This window comes from Acinetobacter sp. WY4 (assembly GCF_018438165.1).
GTDB lineage: Bacteria > Pseudomonadota > Gammaproteobacteria > Pseudomonadales > Moraxellaceae > Acinetobacter.
In genome coordinates this window covers 672,327-688,499 of record NZ_CP053947.1, presented here as the reverse complement: position 1 = coordinate 688,499, position 16,173 = coordinate 672,327, and the positions used below count along the sequence as shown (strand labels likewise).

Annotated in this window: 15 protein-coding genes; 9 read left to right on the top strand and 6 right to left on the bottom strand. The window is 43.6% G+C overall.

Annotated elements, in window-relative coordinates; translation table 11 throughout:
* Nucleotides 1–549: 549 nt before the first annotated feature.
* On the bottom strand, nucleotides 550–1,836 hold the full coding sequence (gene brnQ, locus G4D73_RS03200; RefSeq protein ID WP_213687366.1) for a branched-chain amino acid transport system II carrier protein: 1,287 nt from the start codon (nucleotides 1,834–1,836) through the stop codon (nucleotides 550–552).
* Nucleotides 1,837–2,186: 350 nt separating this feature from the next.
* Here brnQ and map point away from each other — a divergent pair, with 350 nt between their 5' ends.
* On the top strand, nucleotides 2,187–2,981 hold the full coding sequence (gene map / locus G4D73_RS03195) for a type I methionyl aminopeptidase (protein ID WP_004645281.1): 795 nt from the start codon (nucleotides 2,187–2,189) through the stop codon (nucleotides 2,979–2,981).
* Between the two features lie 249 nt (nucleotides 2,982–3,230).
* Here the strand turns inward: map and G4D73_RS03190 are convergent, their stop codons facing one another.
* The 4 genes from G4D73_RS03190 to G4D73_RS03175 all read right to left on the bottom strand — a co-directional run bounded on the left by G4D73_RS03190 (nucleotide 3,231) and on the right by G4D73_RS03175 (nucleotide 6,434).
* Nucleotides 3,231–4,130 carry a LysR substrate-binding domain-containing protein gene (locus tag G4D73_RS03190; protein WP_213687365.1) on the bottom strand — a complete coding sequence of 300 codons (900 nt, stop codon included), beginning with the start codon at nucleotides 4,128–4,130 and terminating at the stop codon, nucleotides 3,231–3,233.
* An 84-nt stretch (nucleotides 4,131–4,214) separates the two neighbouring features.
* Nucleotides 4,215–4,919 (bottom strand): SIR2 family NAD-dependent protein deacylase, encoded by a 705-nt coding sequence (locus tag G4D73_RS03185; RefSeq protein ID WP_005247225.1) that lies wholly within the window; start codon nucleotides 4,917–4,919, stop codon nucleotides 4,215–4,217.
* 19 nt (nucleotides 4,920–4,938) lie between these two features.
* Nucleotides 4,939–5,871, bottom strand: a complete 933-nt coding sequence (locus G4D73_RS03180; protein ID WP_005247224.1) for an alpha/beta fold hydrolase — start codon at nucleotides 5,869–5,871, stop codon at nucleotides 4,939–4,941.
* A gap of 20 nt (nucleotides 5,872–5,891) precedes the next feature.
* Nucleotides 5,892–6,434 (bottom strand): PadR family transcriptional regulator, encoded by a 543-nt coding sequence (locus G4D73_RS03175; RefSeq protein WP_005247223.1) that lies wholly within the window; start codon nucleotides 6,432–6,434, stop codon nucleotides 5,892–5,894.
* A 166-nt stretch (nucleotides 6,435–6,600) separates the two neighbouring features.
* Between G4D73_RS03175 and G4D73_RS03170 the strand changes: the two genes are divergently transcribed.
* The 3 genes from G4D73_RS03170 to G4D73_RS03160 all read left to right on the top strand — a co-directional run bounded on the left by G4D73_RS03170 (nucleotide 6,601) and on the right by G4D73_RS03160 (nucleotide 10,406).
* A complete protein-coding gene (locus G4D73_RS03170; RefSeq protein WP_213687364.1) occupies nucleotides 6,601–8,625 on the top strand; it encodes an NADPH-dependent 2,4-dienoyl-CoA reductase in 2,025 nt (674 codons plus the stop codon).
* A 187-nt stretch (nucleotides 8,626–8,812) separates the two neighbouring features.
* Nucleotides 8,813–9,223, top strand: coding sequence for a nuclear transport factor 2 family protein (locus tag G4D73_RS03165; protein WP_044108912.1), 411 nt, complete (start codon nucleotides 8,813–8,815; stop codon nucleotides 9,221–9,223).
* Nucleotides 9,224–9,293: 70 nt separating this feature from the next.
* The gene (locus tag G4D73_RS03160) at nucleotides 9,294–10,406 is read left to right on the top strand and encodes a YheT family hydrolase (protein ID WP_086044730.1); all 1,113 of its coding nucleotides are present in this window, start codon (nucleotides 9,294–9,296) and stop codon (nucleotides 10,404–10,406) included.
* A gap of 56 nt (nucleotides 10,407–10,462) precedes the next feature.
* Here G4D73_RS03160 and G4D73_RS03155 read toward each other — a convergent pair whose 3' ends face one another.
* Nucleotides 10,463–10,885, bottom strand: coding sequence for a hypothetical protein (locus G4D73_RS03155; RefSeq protein WP_370940779.1), 423 nt, complete (start codon nucleotides 10,883–10,885; stop codon nucleotides 10,463–10,465).
* A gap of 225 nt (nucleotides 10,886–11,110) precedes the next feature.
* Between G4D73_RS03155 and G4D73_RS03150 the strand changes: the two genes are divergently transcribed.
* Genes G4D73_RS03150 through ispD form a run of 5 tightly spaced genes read left to right on the top strand, consistent with a single transcriptional unit; the run spans nucleotide 11,111 to nucleotide 16,072 of the window.
* The gene (locus tag G4D73_RS03150; protein ID WP_004278723.1) at nucleotides 11,111–12,751 is read left to right on the top strand and encodes a CTP synthase; all 1,641 of its coding nucleotides are present in this window, start codon (nucleotides 11,111–11,113) and stop codon (nucleotides 12,749–12,751) included.
* Between the two features lie 32 nt (nucleotides 12,752–12,783).
* Nucleotides 12,784–13,641 (top strand): 3-deoxy-8-phosphooctulonate synthase, encoded by an 858-nt coding sequence (gene kdsA / locus G4D73_RS03145; RefSeq protein ID WP_004278721.1) that lies wholly within the window; start codon nucleotides 12,784–12,786, stop codon nucleotides 13,639–13,641.
* Nucleotides 13,642–13,700: 59 nt separating this feature from the next.
* A complete protein-coding gene (eno, locus tag G4D73_RS03140) occupies nucleotides 13,701–14,990 on the top strand; it encodes a phosphopyruvate hydratase (protein WP_004278719.1) in 1,290 nt (429 codons plus the stop codon).
* A 7-nt stretch (nucleotides 14,991–14,997) separates the two neighbouring features.
* Nucleotides 14,998–15,390 carry a septum formation initiator family protein gene (locus tag G4D73_RS03135; protein ID WP_004645271.1) on the top strand — a complete coding sequence of 131 codons (393 nt, stop codon included), beginning with the start codon at nucleotides 14,998–15,000 and terminating at the stop codon, nucleotides 15,388–15,390.
* Nucleotides 15,359–16,072 (top strand): 2-C-methyl-D-erythritol 4-phosphate cytidylyltransferase, encoded by a 714-nt coding sequence (gene ispD / locus G4D73_RS03130; RefSeq protein WP_114541142.1) that lies wholly within the window; start codon nucleotides 15,359–15,361, stop codon nucleotides 16,070–16,072. Before G4D73_RS03135 ends, ispD begins: the two co-directional genes overlap by 32 nt.
* The last annotated feature ends 101 nt before the right edge of the window (nucleotides 16,073–16,173 follow it).

Here is a 16,173-nt window from a genome sequence, read left to right as displayed (position 1 = left end):
GATTAAAGCAGATTTAATCAGTCAGAATTGAATATATAGTTGTACTGTTTAATTTGGACCTTTGCAACTGCTGTGGCAGGCTTTTACAGTCAAAATGGCCATCTTTAGTCGTATAACTACATAATCACTTGATTAGGCAAGAATTATATTTTCAGATTTCACCTCCAGCTAATTTTGGAAATAAGATGTAGTCATCATTTGATTAATGCGACCAGATGGAAAGTGCAAATTCTACGCCAAAGATATGTAGTGTTAATCAATACTTTGTAAGCCTGCGTATGACTCGGAGGGGGACTTGGTTTAAGTTGGCAACAATAGGTATCTAAAATCAGGAAATTAAAGTTTTGTTTATATTTATATAAAAAATAATTAAAGTGCAATTCTATACATCATATTTTATAGAAAATCTTAGTATCAAGATTTACAGCGGTGATTTGATGTCATTATTAAGAAACAATAAATGTCCGTTTGGGTAAAACCTGACAATTATTGATCACGCTCAAACCGGATTTTGGGTAAAAATACGATTTTTCAGACATCCTAGAAGTTTTAGTTTCTAATACGGTCAATCACAGCTGTAATCAGCAATACAATCATGGACGGGATAAACCAGGCCAGATTCTGATCTGATAGAGGTAAATTTTGCAGTAATGCAGGCAATTCAAAACCAGCGACTTTTAATCCATCAAAAATACCAAAGATCAAGGCCACCAGGGTCACTGGCGCAATCACATGAGATGGTTTCTTGAAGAAGCTTGCACAGAAGCTCAGCATAATGACGCTAATGGCAGGCGGATAAATCGCGCTCAAGACTGGAACCGAAACAGCAATCAGTTTGGTTAAACCCAGATTTGAAATGACCAGTGAGAAGCCCACCAGAATGAATACAAAAATCTTGTACGGAATCTTGGTCAAGCTGGAGAAATACTCAGCGCAGGCACAGGTCAGACCAATTGCAGTCACCATACAGGCAATAAAAATCATGCCAGACAGGAAGTAAGCGCCCATATCGCCAAAAGCATGTTGTACATAAGCATGCAGGATAATGGCACCATTGGCTGCATTTGGGGCAATCCCATGGCTACCCAGTCCAAGTTTAAACAGACTTAAATACACCAGAGTTAAACCAATACCAGAAATAATGCCGGCATTGACCGCATATTTGGTAATCAGTTTTTTATCGGTTACACCACGTGAAGTAATGGCTTTAACAATCACAATACCGAAAACTAAAGCGCCCAAAGTATCCATGGTTAAATAACCATTCACGATACCTTCAGTCACTGGACTGGTAACGTAATTATCGATCGCTGCAGGCGGATTGCTGGCAGGAATCATCACGGCTGCTACACCCAAAATTATCAAAGAAATAATTTTAAGTGGCGACAGGAAATAGCCGACGGTATCCAGGATCTTGTTTGGATATAAGGACACGATGGTCACCACAGCAAAATAGATGATGCTGTAAATGAGCAGACTGCCAGATTCATTGCCAAAGTAAGATGAAAAACCGATTTCATAAGAAACGGTTGCGGTACGTGGTGTCGCAAATAAAGGGCCAACAGCTAAGTAACATATCACAGTCAGCAAAATACTGGCTACTTTGCCAAGAGGCGAGCTTAGTGCCTGAATGGAGCCTTCAACGCGAGACAACGCAATAATGGTAATCACGGGTAAGCCGACTGCTGTAATAAGGAAACCTAAAGCAGCGAGCCATACGTGTTCACCGGCTTGTTGAGCCACAATCGGTGGGAAGATAATGTTGCCCGCACCAATAAATAGTGCAAAGGTCATAAAACCTAGGGCGACAATATCCCGGGTACGCAGACTTGTCATAAAGGGAGATCAATAGAACAAAAGAAAGCGATTTTAGTGTATATGTCCAATTTTTTGGAGTTTATTTTAAGGCTGGAAGCCTTGATTCTAGTGAGTTTGCGGATCACATAACCGGTCATTCAAATCTTGGTAGAAATATATGTTTGATAATTCGCTGAAAAATATATTTTTCCTTACAAGCTCAAAAAATATCTGCACTTGATATCAAAATATGTCAGTTATTGTTTGTACAAATAAGCAGCAGTGAAAAGTCCTATTTCAAGGAAAATTGCTGTGCCGAAACTCAACAACTGCGACATATTTCGCAAAAAAGGGATTATAATTCAGGGATTCATAGTGAGGATAGGTATATGCGAGCTCCAGCGATAAGTCTTAAAACTGAGCAAGATGTTGAAAAACTGCGGATATCTGGGCGTTTGGCTGCAGAGGTTTTAGCGATGATCGGGGAGCATGTCAAGCCAGGTGTCACGACTGAATATCTGGATGATCTCTGTCATGATTTTATTGTAAATACATTAAAAGTGACGCCAGCCAATATTGGCTATTATGGCTATACTAAAACCACCTGTATTTCACCGAATGAAGTGGTTTGTCACGGCATTCCATCATCAAAAGTCGTTCTGCAGGATGGCGATATTATCAATATTGATGTTGCCATTATTAAAGACGGTTATTTTGGTGATACAAGCCGGATGTACTATGTTGGAACTCCTTCTCCAGAAGCCAAGCGACTGGTCAATACCACCTATGAAGCCATGGTGGCCGGGATTCATGCGGTGAAGCCGGGCGCGACTCTAGGTGATATCGGCTATGCGATTCAAACGGTCGCACAGCGTGAAGGCTATTCCATCGTGCGCGAATATTGCGGTCACGGCATCGGTAAGGTCTATCACGAGCAGCCAAACATTTTGCATTACGGTCAGCCGGGTCAGGGCATTAAACTGGTTCCAGGCATGGTGTTTACTATTGAGCCAATGGTGAATATGGGCAAAGCCCGCGTCAAAGAACTGAAAGATGGCTGGACTGTGGTCACCACGGATAAATCCTGGTCTGCGCAATGGGAACATATGGTTTATGTGACTGAAACCGGGTTTGAAGTCTTGTCGCCTTGGCCTGAAGGCACAGGTGAGTATCCGGAAATTTAAAATATTGATTGAATGATCTTTATTCAGATAATCCACTTACATAAATTACAACTCACTCGTGCTTGCTGACGAAAAAATACAAAACACTACATTAAACAGTGGTTTAGGATTTTATATCTGATTAAAATAAGAGTCAGATACATAGGTTCCCTTTTTTTCGCTTACTATGCTGTAGTGAAAGTTTCTCTAGCTCATTTTTCCCCAAGAATGAGCTATTTTTTTATCCAGTTTTCTTCAAAAGCATATTACTTAGCGCTGATTTAATTCAGCAACCAGATAATCAATAAAGACCCGGACTGCGGGCAATAGGCCACGACGAGAAGGATAAACCACATGGAAAATACCATGCGGTGCTTTCCAGTCGGGAAGTACCCGAACCAGTTCACCACTTGCCACGTACTGCTCGACCACATTATCTGGTAACAAAGTGATGCCTGAGCCTGATGCGGCCAGTTGTGCCAGCATATTTAGGTCAGACCCCATAACCGTTGGACTGACACGGATTTTTTTCTGTTCCTGCTGTTCATTTTGCAGGGTTAGAAACTGTTCGGTATGGTCTTCGGCCATACTCAGGATTTTATGTTCAGCCAGTTGCTCAGGGGTTTTCAGTTCACCAAATTCATTTAAATAACCCTGACTGGCGAATAGATGCTGCTCAATTTTTTCAAACTGGCGGATCACCAGATTCGGATCATCATCCAGGCTGGAACGGACACGTAAGGCCAGATCAAAGCCTTCATTGATAATATCGACCCGTCGATTGGTGATCATCATCTGGACTTTAATTTCAGGATATTTTTTCAGGAAATTTGGCAGAATTTTTGCCAGTTCATTCTGGGCAATAGAGACTGGCAGACTGACTTTAATGGTTCCACGCGGTTCGGTACTCAGATGATCCACCAAATCATGCGCTGCCTGTGCAGCACTCAGCATCACCTGTGCATGCCGATAAATATTCATGCCGATATCGGTCACGGCAAAATGACGCGAACTGCGCTGAATCAGACGTACACCCAGACGCTCTTCCAGATTAAACACCCGGCGGCTGAGTTTGGATTTGGGAATATCGGTCGCACGTTCGGCTGCACTAAAGCCGCCATGTTCCACCACCTGAGCGAAACAGTAAAAGTCATCCAGATCAGACAGCATGGTTTAATTCCATTCTTGCAACGATAAGCTGATTAAAAATTGATTGTTGCATACTGTCAATCAGAGAATGCAGCGCATAAAGATTTAATTCCCGGATTTCAGTAAGCCTAGCAGTGTTTGCATGCCATCGGTCGCGTTTTGGGGGATTTTGTAAAACTGCCCAGGCAAATGCTGCTGCTCGGCTTTCGGGTCGATGTAATAGGCCTGACAGCTCGTAGGAATCTCATGAATTAATCCGGCAACCGGATAAACCTGCAGGCTGGTACCAATGACCACAAAAATATCGGCATCCTGTACACAGTCTTGAGCTTCTTCATACGCGGGCACGGCTTCGCCAAACCAGACCACATGAGGACGCAGCGGATATCCTGCCTTGCAAAAGTGTTGATTTAAATCTAATTCAGAACCTTCAATTGGATAAAACTCGGTTGTGCTTTGTGCATCGGGGCCTGAGCTTTTGGCCAGGCGAATATTGCCATGTAAATGGATCACCTTGGAGCTGCCGGCACGTTCATGCAAGTCATCAATATTCTGGGTGATTACATGCACATCAAAGTTATCTTCAAGATTGGCGATCAGCTGATGGGCTGCATTTGGCTGTGCTTCCAGAATGTTTTTACGGCGGGCATTATAAAAGCGTTGTACCAGTTGTGGGTTTTTGGCCCAGGCTTCGGGTGTGGCGACTTCTTCTATACGATGCTGTTCCCAAAGTCCATCACTGTCACGAAAAGTATTAATGCCACTTTCGGCGCTCATGCCTGCACCGGAAAAGACCACCAGCTTTTTCATTATTCTCTCTCCTGAATCTTTAGGTAGCTGAACCGCTAGATTGCGAATTTTCTTTCAAGAAGATGCCAAGTTCTCGGGAAAATTTTAGCGGTTCAGTCAGTAAAGGCGTATGGCCAGACTTGCTGAAAATTATCTGTTTGGCATGAGGCAGGCTTTCTGCAATCAGGCGCTGACCTTCAAAAGGATACAACTTGGATTGTACACCGCTAAAGAAGGTCACCGGACAGCTAAGCTGAGCTAGAGCCTCGCGGTAATCTTCACGATGATATAAATAATTATTGATATACCACGCCATATAATCCACCCGGCTGGAAGGTAATAACAGGCTTTGCAGGCGAGGTTGATTTAGGATAAATGCGAAAGCTTTCAGACTATATTTTTGTTCATTTTGTAGCTGAATAAACTTTAGCCATAGGGCAGCGATTTGTTTACGTACCGAAATGTCGAGATCGCGGATCAATTCAACTTGCTGGTATTGTGCAAGTAGGGCAGAGAGCTGCTGCAGGATGTCGATAAATTCCTGATGACGTGGACCAAAAAGTCCAAAAGCCCAAGCATCATCGACCGGAATTTTAGGTGTTTGATCGATATGTAAATAAGCAGAAATCTGACTGGAAAAGTTGCCATAATGTATGCCGTGCATTGCTGTGGTTGCGCCCATAGAGTAAGCAAGCACAATGAATTTATCTAAATTGAGCTGTTGAATTACCGACTGAATATCCAACCAGTGACTGGAAATTGCATCAAGATCTTGCGGAATTTTACAGCGACTGGAAGCCCCAAAGCCGCGCCATTCCGGAATAATGAAACGGAAATTTTTCTGATGCGCATAGAGAAAAGCTTTCCATTGCCAGCTCAGCATGCCGAGTCCTGAGAGTACCAGTACCGGCTGTCCCTGACCGTATTCGAGTACAAATAGCTGTTCACCATCGGGCATGCGATAAAAGGGCATGTGTGTCTCCGTATTTACAGTTATTTTGCATCAAATTGTTTGAGTCGCTGAATGACCTGTTCCAGCCAGGAAATCCAGCCCAGTTCCTGATCAATCCCCAGTTGTAAAATCATTTTATGAATATACAAGGTACGGTCATTTTCGTGTGCTTGAGCAAAGTCCTTGGCAAAAATCTGCTGATAGGTTTTTAGTTTTTCTTTATGCAGTTCCAGATGGCGTTCCAGCTCTGCCAAGGTGTTATTGCCACCAAGCTGGGCTTCGGCACGTAAACGCACCATCAGTTCTTCGCGCAGTTGTGCCGGTGGACTTTGTTGCAGCATCCAGTTGGCCAGTTCTTCCCGGCCCAGACGTTCCACCTGATATGTCTTTTTGCGGCTATTGGAATCTTCCTCTTCTATCGTCGAAATCCATCCTTTTTGCAGCATGGCATTCAGCTCGCGATAAATCTGCTGATGAGTGGCATTCCAGAAGAAGCCCATGGATCGGTCAAAACGGCGGGCCAGTTCGATTCCGGTGCTGGGCTTTTCAATCAGGCTGGTCAATAAAACATGCGCTAAAGACATAAGCGTCTCAAAAAAGTGACTCAGGATTATTATGCAACATGTTGCATAAAAATCAATTCTGGCATATAAATTAGTGCAACAAGTTGCATTAAACTGGAAAGTTTGAGGGATCAAACTGCCAGTTGCTAAAACAATAGCCAGCCTAAACGCACGCTCAGGAGTTGAAATGTCTAAATATCCGAATTTACTTGCCCCATTGAACTTGGGTTTTACCACGCTTAAAAACCGCGTGTTAATGGGTTCCATGCACGTTGGTCTTGAAGAGGCACCCGGCGGATATGATCGGATGGCAGCCTTCTATGCAGAGCGCGCCAAAGGTGGAGTCGCTTTAATTGTCACCGGCGGGATTTCACCCAATGATCATGGGGTGACGTTTCATGGGGGTTCCAAACTTGACACTCTTGAAGAAGCTGAAAAGCATAAGGTAATTACCCAGGCCGTACATGAGGCGGGCGGAAAAATTGCCATGCAGATTCTGCATACCGGGCGTTATTCTTATCAGGCAGAAAATGTCGCGCCATCCCCAATTCAGGCACCGATTAATCCAGTCAAGCCACATGCTTTAACATCTGCCGAAGTGCAGCAAACCATTGATGATTTCGCCAACTGTGCCAAGCTGGCTCAATATGCCGGTTATGACGGTGTAGAAATCATGGGCTCGGAAGGCTATCTGATTAACGAGTTTATTGCAGCACGTACCAACCATCGTGATGATGAATGGGGTGGAAGCTATCAAAACCGCATCCGTTTCCCGATTGAAATTGTACGCCGTACCCGTGAAATGGTTGGTGAGAACTTTATCATTATTTATCGCCTGTCTATGCTGGATCTGGTCGAAGGCGGTTCAACTCTGGAAGAAGTCATCCAGTTGGCCAAAGAAATTGAAAAAGCCGGTGCGACCATTATCAATACCGGCATTGGCTGGCATGAAGCGCGTATTCCGACGATTGCCACCAAAGTGCCACGTGCAGCCTTTACTTGGGTTACCCGTAAACTGAAAGGTCAGGTGAAGATTCCTTTAATCACTTCGAACCGTATCAATACCCCGGAAATGGCTGAATATGTATTGGCGTCTGGTGATGCTGATATGATTTCCATGGCCCGCCCAATGCTGGCAGACTCTGAGTTTGTCCTGAAAGCGGAGCAGGGTCGTAGCGATGAGATCAATACCTGTATCGGTTGTAATCAGGCCTGTCTGGATCATATTTTCTCAATGAAAATTGCCACCTGTCTGGTCAATCCACGTGCCTGCTATGAAACAGAGCTCATTTTTAAAGAAACCAATGTAGCAAAAAATATTGCTGTGATTGGTGCGGGTCCTGCAGGTTTAAGCTTTGCTGTATATGCAGCAAATCGCGGTCATCAGGTGACGGTATTTGAAGCCGCTGCTCAGATTGGCGGGCAGTTTAATATTGCCAAGACCATTCCGGGCAAGGAAGAGTTTTATGAAACCTTGCGCTACTTCAAGCGTCAGATTGAATTACAACCACGTATCAAATTGCAACTGAATCATAAGGCGAGTCTGGAAGAGCTGGCTCAGTCAAGCTTTGATGATATTGTGGTGGCAACAGGCGTGACACCACGTCAGCTTGAGATTCCAGGCATTGATCATGCAAAAGTACTGTCTTATCTGGACGTTTTGAAAGAACGTAAGCCGGTGGGTCAGCGAGTTGCCATTATTGGTGCAGGCGGTATTGGTTTTGATACAGCCGAATTCTTGAGCCATGAAGGGGAAAGTGGCAGTATCAATCCGGAAAAATTCTATGATGAATGGGGTATTGATACTGACTATGAAAATGTCGGTGGCTTAAAAGCTGCAAATGTAGAAAAACCGCAACGTGAAATTTATTTATTGCAACGTAAAGCTGCTTCAGTCGGCGCGAGTTTGGGTAAAACCACAGGCTGGATTCATCGTACCGGTTTAAAACACCGTGACGTAAAAATGATTGCGGGCGCCAATTATGAAAAAATTGATGATCAGGGCTTACATATTGTCGTGAATGACAAGCCTGCTGTGTTGGAAGTCGATCACGTGATTATTTGTGCCGGTCAGGAATCTTATACCGCCATGTTTGATGAGCTAAAAGCGGCGGGTAAAAGTGTGCATCTGATTGGTGGAGCGAAAGAAGCGGGTGAGCTGGATGCCAAGCGTGCAATCCGTCAGGGTGCTGAATTGGCGGCGGTGATCTGAAAATATTAAAACCTGCTTTTTCCCCTCTCCTTTATTAAAGGAGAGGGTTAGGGAGAGGATTTGTAAGAAAGAATCCCCCCTTGCGAAGCAGTACTTCTCACCTTTAATAAAAGGGGGAATTCTTTCAATTAAAAGAAAGAAGTATTTAAGCTTTTATTAGAAAATATCAAAAAAGAAGGAATCCAAAATGACCATCGAAAATACCAGAAAATCCATTGCACGCTGGCATGAGATGCTGGAAACCCGTGATATGTCGATCTTGAATGAACTACTTGCTGAAGAAGTGGTATTTCGTTCGCCTGTGGCTTTTCAGCCTTATCCTGGAAAACAGGTGGTATTTTTTATTTTGACCAATGTCATTCAAGTCTTTGAAAAATTCACCTATCACCGTGAATTTATAAGTGAAGATGGTAACAATGTCGTACTTGAGTTTTCTGCCAATGTGGGCGATAAAAAACTAAAGGGAGTTGACATGATTCAGTTTAATGAAGAGGGGCAGATGATTGATTTTGAAGTCATGATTCGACCTAAGTCCGGACTTGAAGCCTTGGCTGTACAGATGGGCCAGCGGATGCAATCATTCCAAGCTAAAACTTAATTCGAACTATTGATTCAAGTCGGCATGAAATTTGTAAATCACAGCTAGTACAACTAGAGGGGGATGACAGATGAAAATGTTGCTTAAAAAATTGGGTCAGCTTTCCAGTGAGTATCTGGATCGTTTCAGTGGAGCAGACGAGCCGACCCTGTATTACAATCCGAATGGTGTATTTTCAGGACTCATTGAGCGCTTACCGCAGCTGCAACAAAAATATCGTCCTACACCTTGGTTAGCCAATGCACACGCACATATTCTGTATTTCGATTTAATTAAAAAACGTACCATTAAGCTGAAATATGACGCGCTTGAACAGCTGAAAATGTCAGATGGCGGAATTACCGGTATTGCCTGGTATGGACTGGATCTTCCTGCAAATACCCCTACCATTGTTTTATTGCATACGATAACCGGTTCTCCTGAATCAATGCGTGAACTGGTTCGTGATCTGCATAAATATACGGGTTGGCGTGTTGCATTGTGTTTACGCCGTGGTCATGCAGACTTACCCATGCCTGTGCCTAAAATGAACCTGTTTGGTTCAACTCAGGATTTGCGTGAACAACTCTTGTATATACAGGACAGATTTCCTCAGTCCGATCTCTATGGGGTTGGCTCTTCTGCGGGTACGGGATTGTTAGTGCGTTATCTGGGCGAAGAGGGTGAACAAACCCCATTAAAAGCAGCTTTTGCTTTATGTCCTGGCTATAACACTGAAACTGGTTTTGCCAATGTGCATCCGTTTTACAGTAAAGTTATGGCCAAAAAACTGATTAAGCGCTTTATTCATCCTTATCAGGAAACCTGGCAGGTCTGCCCAAGCTGGAAACAGTTATTAGAAGTTAAAGATCTGTCCGAATTTGAAAAACTCTATTTTGAACTGGCCGGATTTACGGATTATGCCAGTTATACCCAGGCAACCAATCCGATTTATGTATTTGAAAGTATCAAAATTCCGCTGATGATTTTAAATGCGGAGGATGATCCGGTTTGTCACATCCGAAATTTAGAACCTTATAAAGAAAAAATTCGGGCGATGTCCAATATTATGGTGATTACCACCAAAAAAGGCAGTCATTGCGGCTTTTATCAGGGCTTGATGCAAACCGAATCTTGGGCTACCCGACTAATGGCAGACTATTTGATTCACTTATCTCGTGCACCGGCAACAGTATCTGCTTAAAAAGTTCCAATAAAAAACCCAGCATCTGCTGGGTTTTTTGATGAATGATACTGTAATTAGTCAAGTGCTGGCATCGCTGCGGCAATTGCGTCAGCAACCGCATCATCCTCAGACTTGTTTTCTGGATTTGAATTGGTTTTAGGTGTGGTCGCAGCAGGCTTTGACGCAGGTTCTTCGCGGGTTTCAGGCACTGGTGCCGGCTCAGTAGTTTCTGGTTTTTTGATTTCACGACGGATTTCAGTCGTGGTGTTTTCAGTTTGCTCACGTTGAATTTCAACCGTTGGCGCTACTTCCTCTTCAATTGCCGCTGGCTCTACAGGTTCAAGCGGTTCAAATTGCGTTGGTTCTGGAGTCGAGATTTCAGATGCTGGAGTAACTTCTACTTGCTCTTCTTCTTTTGGTGCTTCTTTTTTTACACACGCAGTTAATGTCAGGCCAGTCAGGATTAGGGTGGAGATTAAAAGTTTCTTCATCATCATTGCATCAAACATAAAAGTGTGGAGTGGATACACTATTATAGCAGCAAAATGCAAGATAGAAATCATATGAACTTACTGTAATTTTTTATAGGAATTGCTGTTAGAATAGTCAATTGTTTATTGTTCTTTGAATTGATGCGGATTGACTTTGCTTTCTAGGTACAAGGTAAAGTAAAATTGCGCAACATTGCAGGCCGATTTAGGCTCGATTGTACGAGAAACCCAATGACCCATTTTATTTTCGTTACTGGTGGTGTAGTTTCATCACTAGGTAAAGGTATTTCAGCTGCTTCTGTTGCTGCACTTTTAGAAGCTCGTGGTTTAAAAGTGACCATGGTAAAAATGGATCCATACATTAATGTCGATCCAGGGACAATGAGCCCATTCCAGCATGGTGAAGTTTTTGTTACAGAAGATGGTGCTGAAACAGACTTAGACTTGGGTTACTACGAACGTTTCTTGCGTCGTGCGAAAATGACCAAACTAAATAACTTCACATCAGGCCGTGTTTACCAGGATGTTCTAAACAAAGAACGCCGTGGTGACTATCTAGGCGGTACTGTTCAAGTTATTCCACACATTACTGACAATATCAAAGAGCGTGTACTTCGTGCAGGCGAAGGTTATGACGTTGCGATCGTAGAGATCGGCGGTACTGTAGGTGACATTGAATCTCTCCCATTCATGGAATCTGTACGTCAGTTAATGGTTGAACTTGGTCATAAACGTACCATGTTAATGCACTTAACGTTACTCCCATACATTAAGTCTGCAGCAGAATTAAAAACCAAACCAACACAGCACTCTGTTAAAGAACTCCTGTCGATTGGTATTCAGCCAGACATTCTCATCTGTCGTACAGAGTACGATGTAGATGCAGATACGACGCGTAAGATTGCATTATTTACCAACGTTGAAGCACGTGCCGTTGTGGTATGTAAAGACGCACGTTCGATCTACCAGATTCCACGTACATTCTACGAACAAAATGTTGATGATTTAATCTGTGAACGTTTTGGTTATAACGATCTTCCTGAAGCTGATTTAACAGATTGGGATAACGTTGTAGAAGCATTACTGAACCCTGAATACACCGTACGTGTTGCAATGGTCGGTAAATACGTTGAACTTCCAGATGCTTACAAATCTGTCAACGAAGCACTTTTACATGCGGGTATTCAAAACCGTGTGAAAGTTCAGATTGACTACGTAAACGCTGAAGAGCTTGAAGGCCAAGATGTAGCAGAAGTATTGAAAGATGCTGATGCGATTCTAGTTCCTGGTGGTTTCGGTGAGCGCGGTACTGAAGGCAAAATGAAGGCGATTCAGTTCGCACGTGAGAACGGTGTGCCGTTCCTCGGTATTTGCTTAGGTATGCAGTTGGCTGTGATCGAATACGCACGTAATGTTGCTGGTATTGCAGACGCGACCTCGACTGAATTTAACCGTTCAACCAAATCTCCATTGATTGGTTTAATTACTGAATGGTTAGATGAGCGTGGTGAAGTTCAGCAACGTTCTGCTGATTCTGATCTGGGTGGCACGATGCGTTTAGGCGCGCAAAAATCTGAACTGGTTGCAGGGACTAAAACTGCAGAAGTTTATGGTTCTGAAGAAATCATCGAGCGTCACCGTCACCGTTACGAGATGAACAACCGTTATATCCCAGTGCTGGAAGAAAAAGGCATGAAGATTTCTGGTTATTCTCCGGTACAGCATCTGGTAGAAACTGTTGAAATTCCTGCACATCCTTGGTTTATTGCAGTACAATTCCACCCGGAATTTACCAGCTCGCCACGTGATGGTCACCCATTATTTGCAGGTTTCATTGATGCTGCGAAAAAGCAGTACCAAAAAACCAAATAATCGGTGCGTAGGACACAACTAGGGAAGTTTAAATGTCGCAATTAAAACCACAAGAAATTGTACGTTTGGGCGATATACAAATGGCAAATCATTTGCCATTTGTATTATTCGGCGGAATGAATGTACTTGAATCTAAAGACCTGGCTTTTGAAATCGCAGAGACTTATGTCGATATCTGTACACGTTTGGGCATTCCTTATGTGTTCAAAGCCAGCTTTGATAAAGCCAACCGTTCAAGCCTGAACTCTTTCCGTGGCCCAGGCCTGGAAAAAGGTCTCGAGTGGTTAGCTGACATTAAAAAACACTTTAATGTGCCGATCATCACCGATGTGCATGAGCCGTATCAAGCGGCTCCTGTTGCAGAAGTGGCAGACATTATTCAATTGCCAGCTTTCTTAAGCCGTCAGACGGATCTTGTGGAAGCCATGGCAAAAACGGATGCCATCATCAATATCAAAAAAGCCCAGTTCCTGGCTCCACACGAAATGCGCCATATTCTGCATAAGTGTCTGGAAGCTGGAAATGACAAACTGATCATTTGTGAACGCGGTTCGGCATTTGGCTATAACAATCTGGTTGTAGACATGCTGGGCTTCGACATCATGAAAGAAATGAATGTCCCGGTATTCTTTGATGTGACCCATGCCTTACAAACCCCAGGCGGCCGTGCAGATTCTGCCGGTGGTCGTCGTGCGCAAATTACAACGCTTGCGCGTGCGGGTATGGCAACGGGTCTTGCTGGTTTGTTCTTAGAGGCACACCCAGATCCGGAAAAAGCCAAGTGTGATGGTCCATGTGCGCTGCGCATGTCTCAGCTTGAGCCTTTCCTGGCACAGCTAAAAGAATTGGATACCTTGGTCAAAGGTTTCGAAAAGTTAGATACACACTGAGTTTATCACTCTTGCGCTGCCGTATAGGCAGCTCATATTAATCAACTGAGGAATAGTTCATGAGCCAAATCGTTGACATTCGTGCACGTGAAATTTTGGACTCTCGTGGTAACCCTACCATCGAAGCAGACGTAATCTTAGCATCTGGCGTAGTTGGCCGTGCATGTGCACCATCTGGTGCTTCAACTGGTTCTCGTGAAGCTTTAGAACTTCGTGATGGCGATAAAGCGCGTTACTTAGGTAAAGGCGTTAAAACTGCGGTAAATAACGTAAATACGTTAATCCGTGACGCTTTGGTCGGTAAATCAGTATTCGAACAAAAAGACATCGATAACACGATGATCGCGCTTGACGGTACTGAAAACAAAGAAAAACTAGGTGCAAACGCAACTTTGGCAGTGTCTTTGGCTGCTGCTCGCGCTGCTGCTGAAGAAAAGAAAATTCCTCTTTTCCAATACATCGCAGATCTTCGCGGTCAAACGATTCTAACTATGCCTGTACCAATGATGAACATCATCAATGGTGGTTCACATGCAGACAACAACGTCGATATTCAAGAATTTATGATTGAGCCAGTAGGCTTCACTTCATTCTCTGAAGCGCTACGTGCCGGTGCTGAAATCTTCCATTCACTTAAATCAGTTTTAAACAAAAAAGGTTTAAACACTGCGGTAGGTGATGAAGGTGGTTTTGCGCCGAACTTACGTTCAAACGAAGAAGCAATCACAGTTATTCTTGAAGCAATTGGTCAAACTGGCTACAAAGCAGGTTCTGACATCATGCTTGCGCTTGACTGTGCATCTTCAGAATTCTACAAAAATGGTCAGTACATTCTTGCTGGCGAAGGCAACAAAGCGTTCACAAGCAACCAGTTCTCTGACTATTTGGCAGGTCTTGTAAACCAGTACCCAATTATCTCGATCGAAGATGGTCTGGACGAATCTGACTGGGAAGGCTGGTCTTACCTGACTTCTATTCTTGGCGACAAGATCCAGTTGGTTGGTGACGACTTGTTCGTAACGAACCCGAAAATTCTGCAACGTGGTATCAACGAAAAAGTGGGTAACTCGATTCTGATCAAATACAACCAGATCGGTACCTTGACTGAAACTTTAGATGCCATCTACCTTGCGAAAGAGAATGGTTACTCTACTGTAATTTCACACCGTTCAGGTGAAACGGAAGATTCAACGATTGCTGATCTTGCAGTAGGTACAGCAGCGGGTCAAATCAAGACTGGTTCACTTTGCCGTTCTGACCGTGTAGCGAAATATAATCAATTACTTCGTATTGAAGAATTGACTAATGCTGCATATCGCGGTAAAGCTGAGTTCAAAGGTTTGAACTAAGCGACTTATGTCAATGTTAAATGTATTCGACTCGACTGCGAGTAAAGTACTGTTGGGCCTTGCGATCATTTTGATCGCAGGGTTTCAATATTTATACTGGTTTGGTGAAGGTGGTTATCATGATCATCAGCAACTGACCCAGAAAATCCAGCAACAAATGGAATTGAATGATGAGCTGAAAGAGCGTAATCGCGTTCTGGCGGCAGAAGTTTATGATTTGAAGAATGGTATTGAAGCCATCGAAGAACATGCGCGTTTAGATCTTGGTCTGATTAAGCCACGCGAAACTTTTATTCAAATGAGCACGATCAGTACTCAATATAAACCGATCTATCTTAATCCTAATTCTAAAGTAGACCTGCGAACCAATGAGTCAGCTGAAGCACCAACCACACCCTAAACTTTGGGTCATTCTTCCAGCTGCAGGTTCCGGTAGCCGTTTCTCCAAAACAGAACTGAAACAATATCAGATGATTCAAGAGCGAACTGTTCTTGAACATACGGTGGCTCGTCTGAATCAACTGCCTTTGGCGGGTTATGTCCTGGCGATTGGTGAACAGGACAACGTCGCAAAAATGCTGCCATTTTCCAGTCAAGAGAAAGCCCATTTCTGTCTGGGTGGTGCCGAGCGGGTGAATTCCGTGTTAAATGCACTCACGTATTTATCTCAAATCGCTTCTGAAGATGACTGGGTGTTGGTACATGATGCGGCACGTCCGTGTGTCAGTCAGGATTGTCTGCAACAGTTAGTCAATACGGCGATTACAAATGATCAGGCTGCGATTCTGGCGATTCCAGTAAGAGATACACTTAAGCGTGTAGTAACCAATTTTGATATTGAGGAAACAGTGGATCGCTCGATGCTCTGGCAGGCACAAACACCACAAATGGCCAAGCTAGGTGTGTTGAAACGGGCGATTGAGCAGGCTTTGCAAGATGGTGCTACGATTACTGATGAAGCCAGTGCGCTGGAACATATCGGCGAACAGGTGAGTGTAGTACAAGGGCGTTCCGATAATATTAAAATTACCTATCCGGACGATCTGGAACTGGCCAAGCTGATTTTACAGGCTCAGGCTTAAAAATATATTCAAATAATATTTAAATAAAAGCAGAATAAATCTGGCTATAGCGATCTATTCGCTATAGCTTTCACTTATAATTTTGCCATCATTCTTTTTCA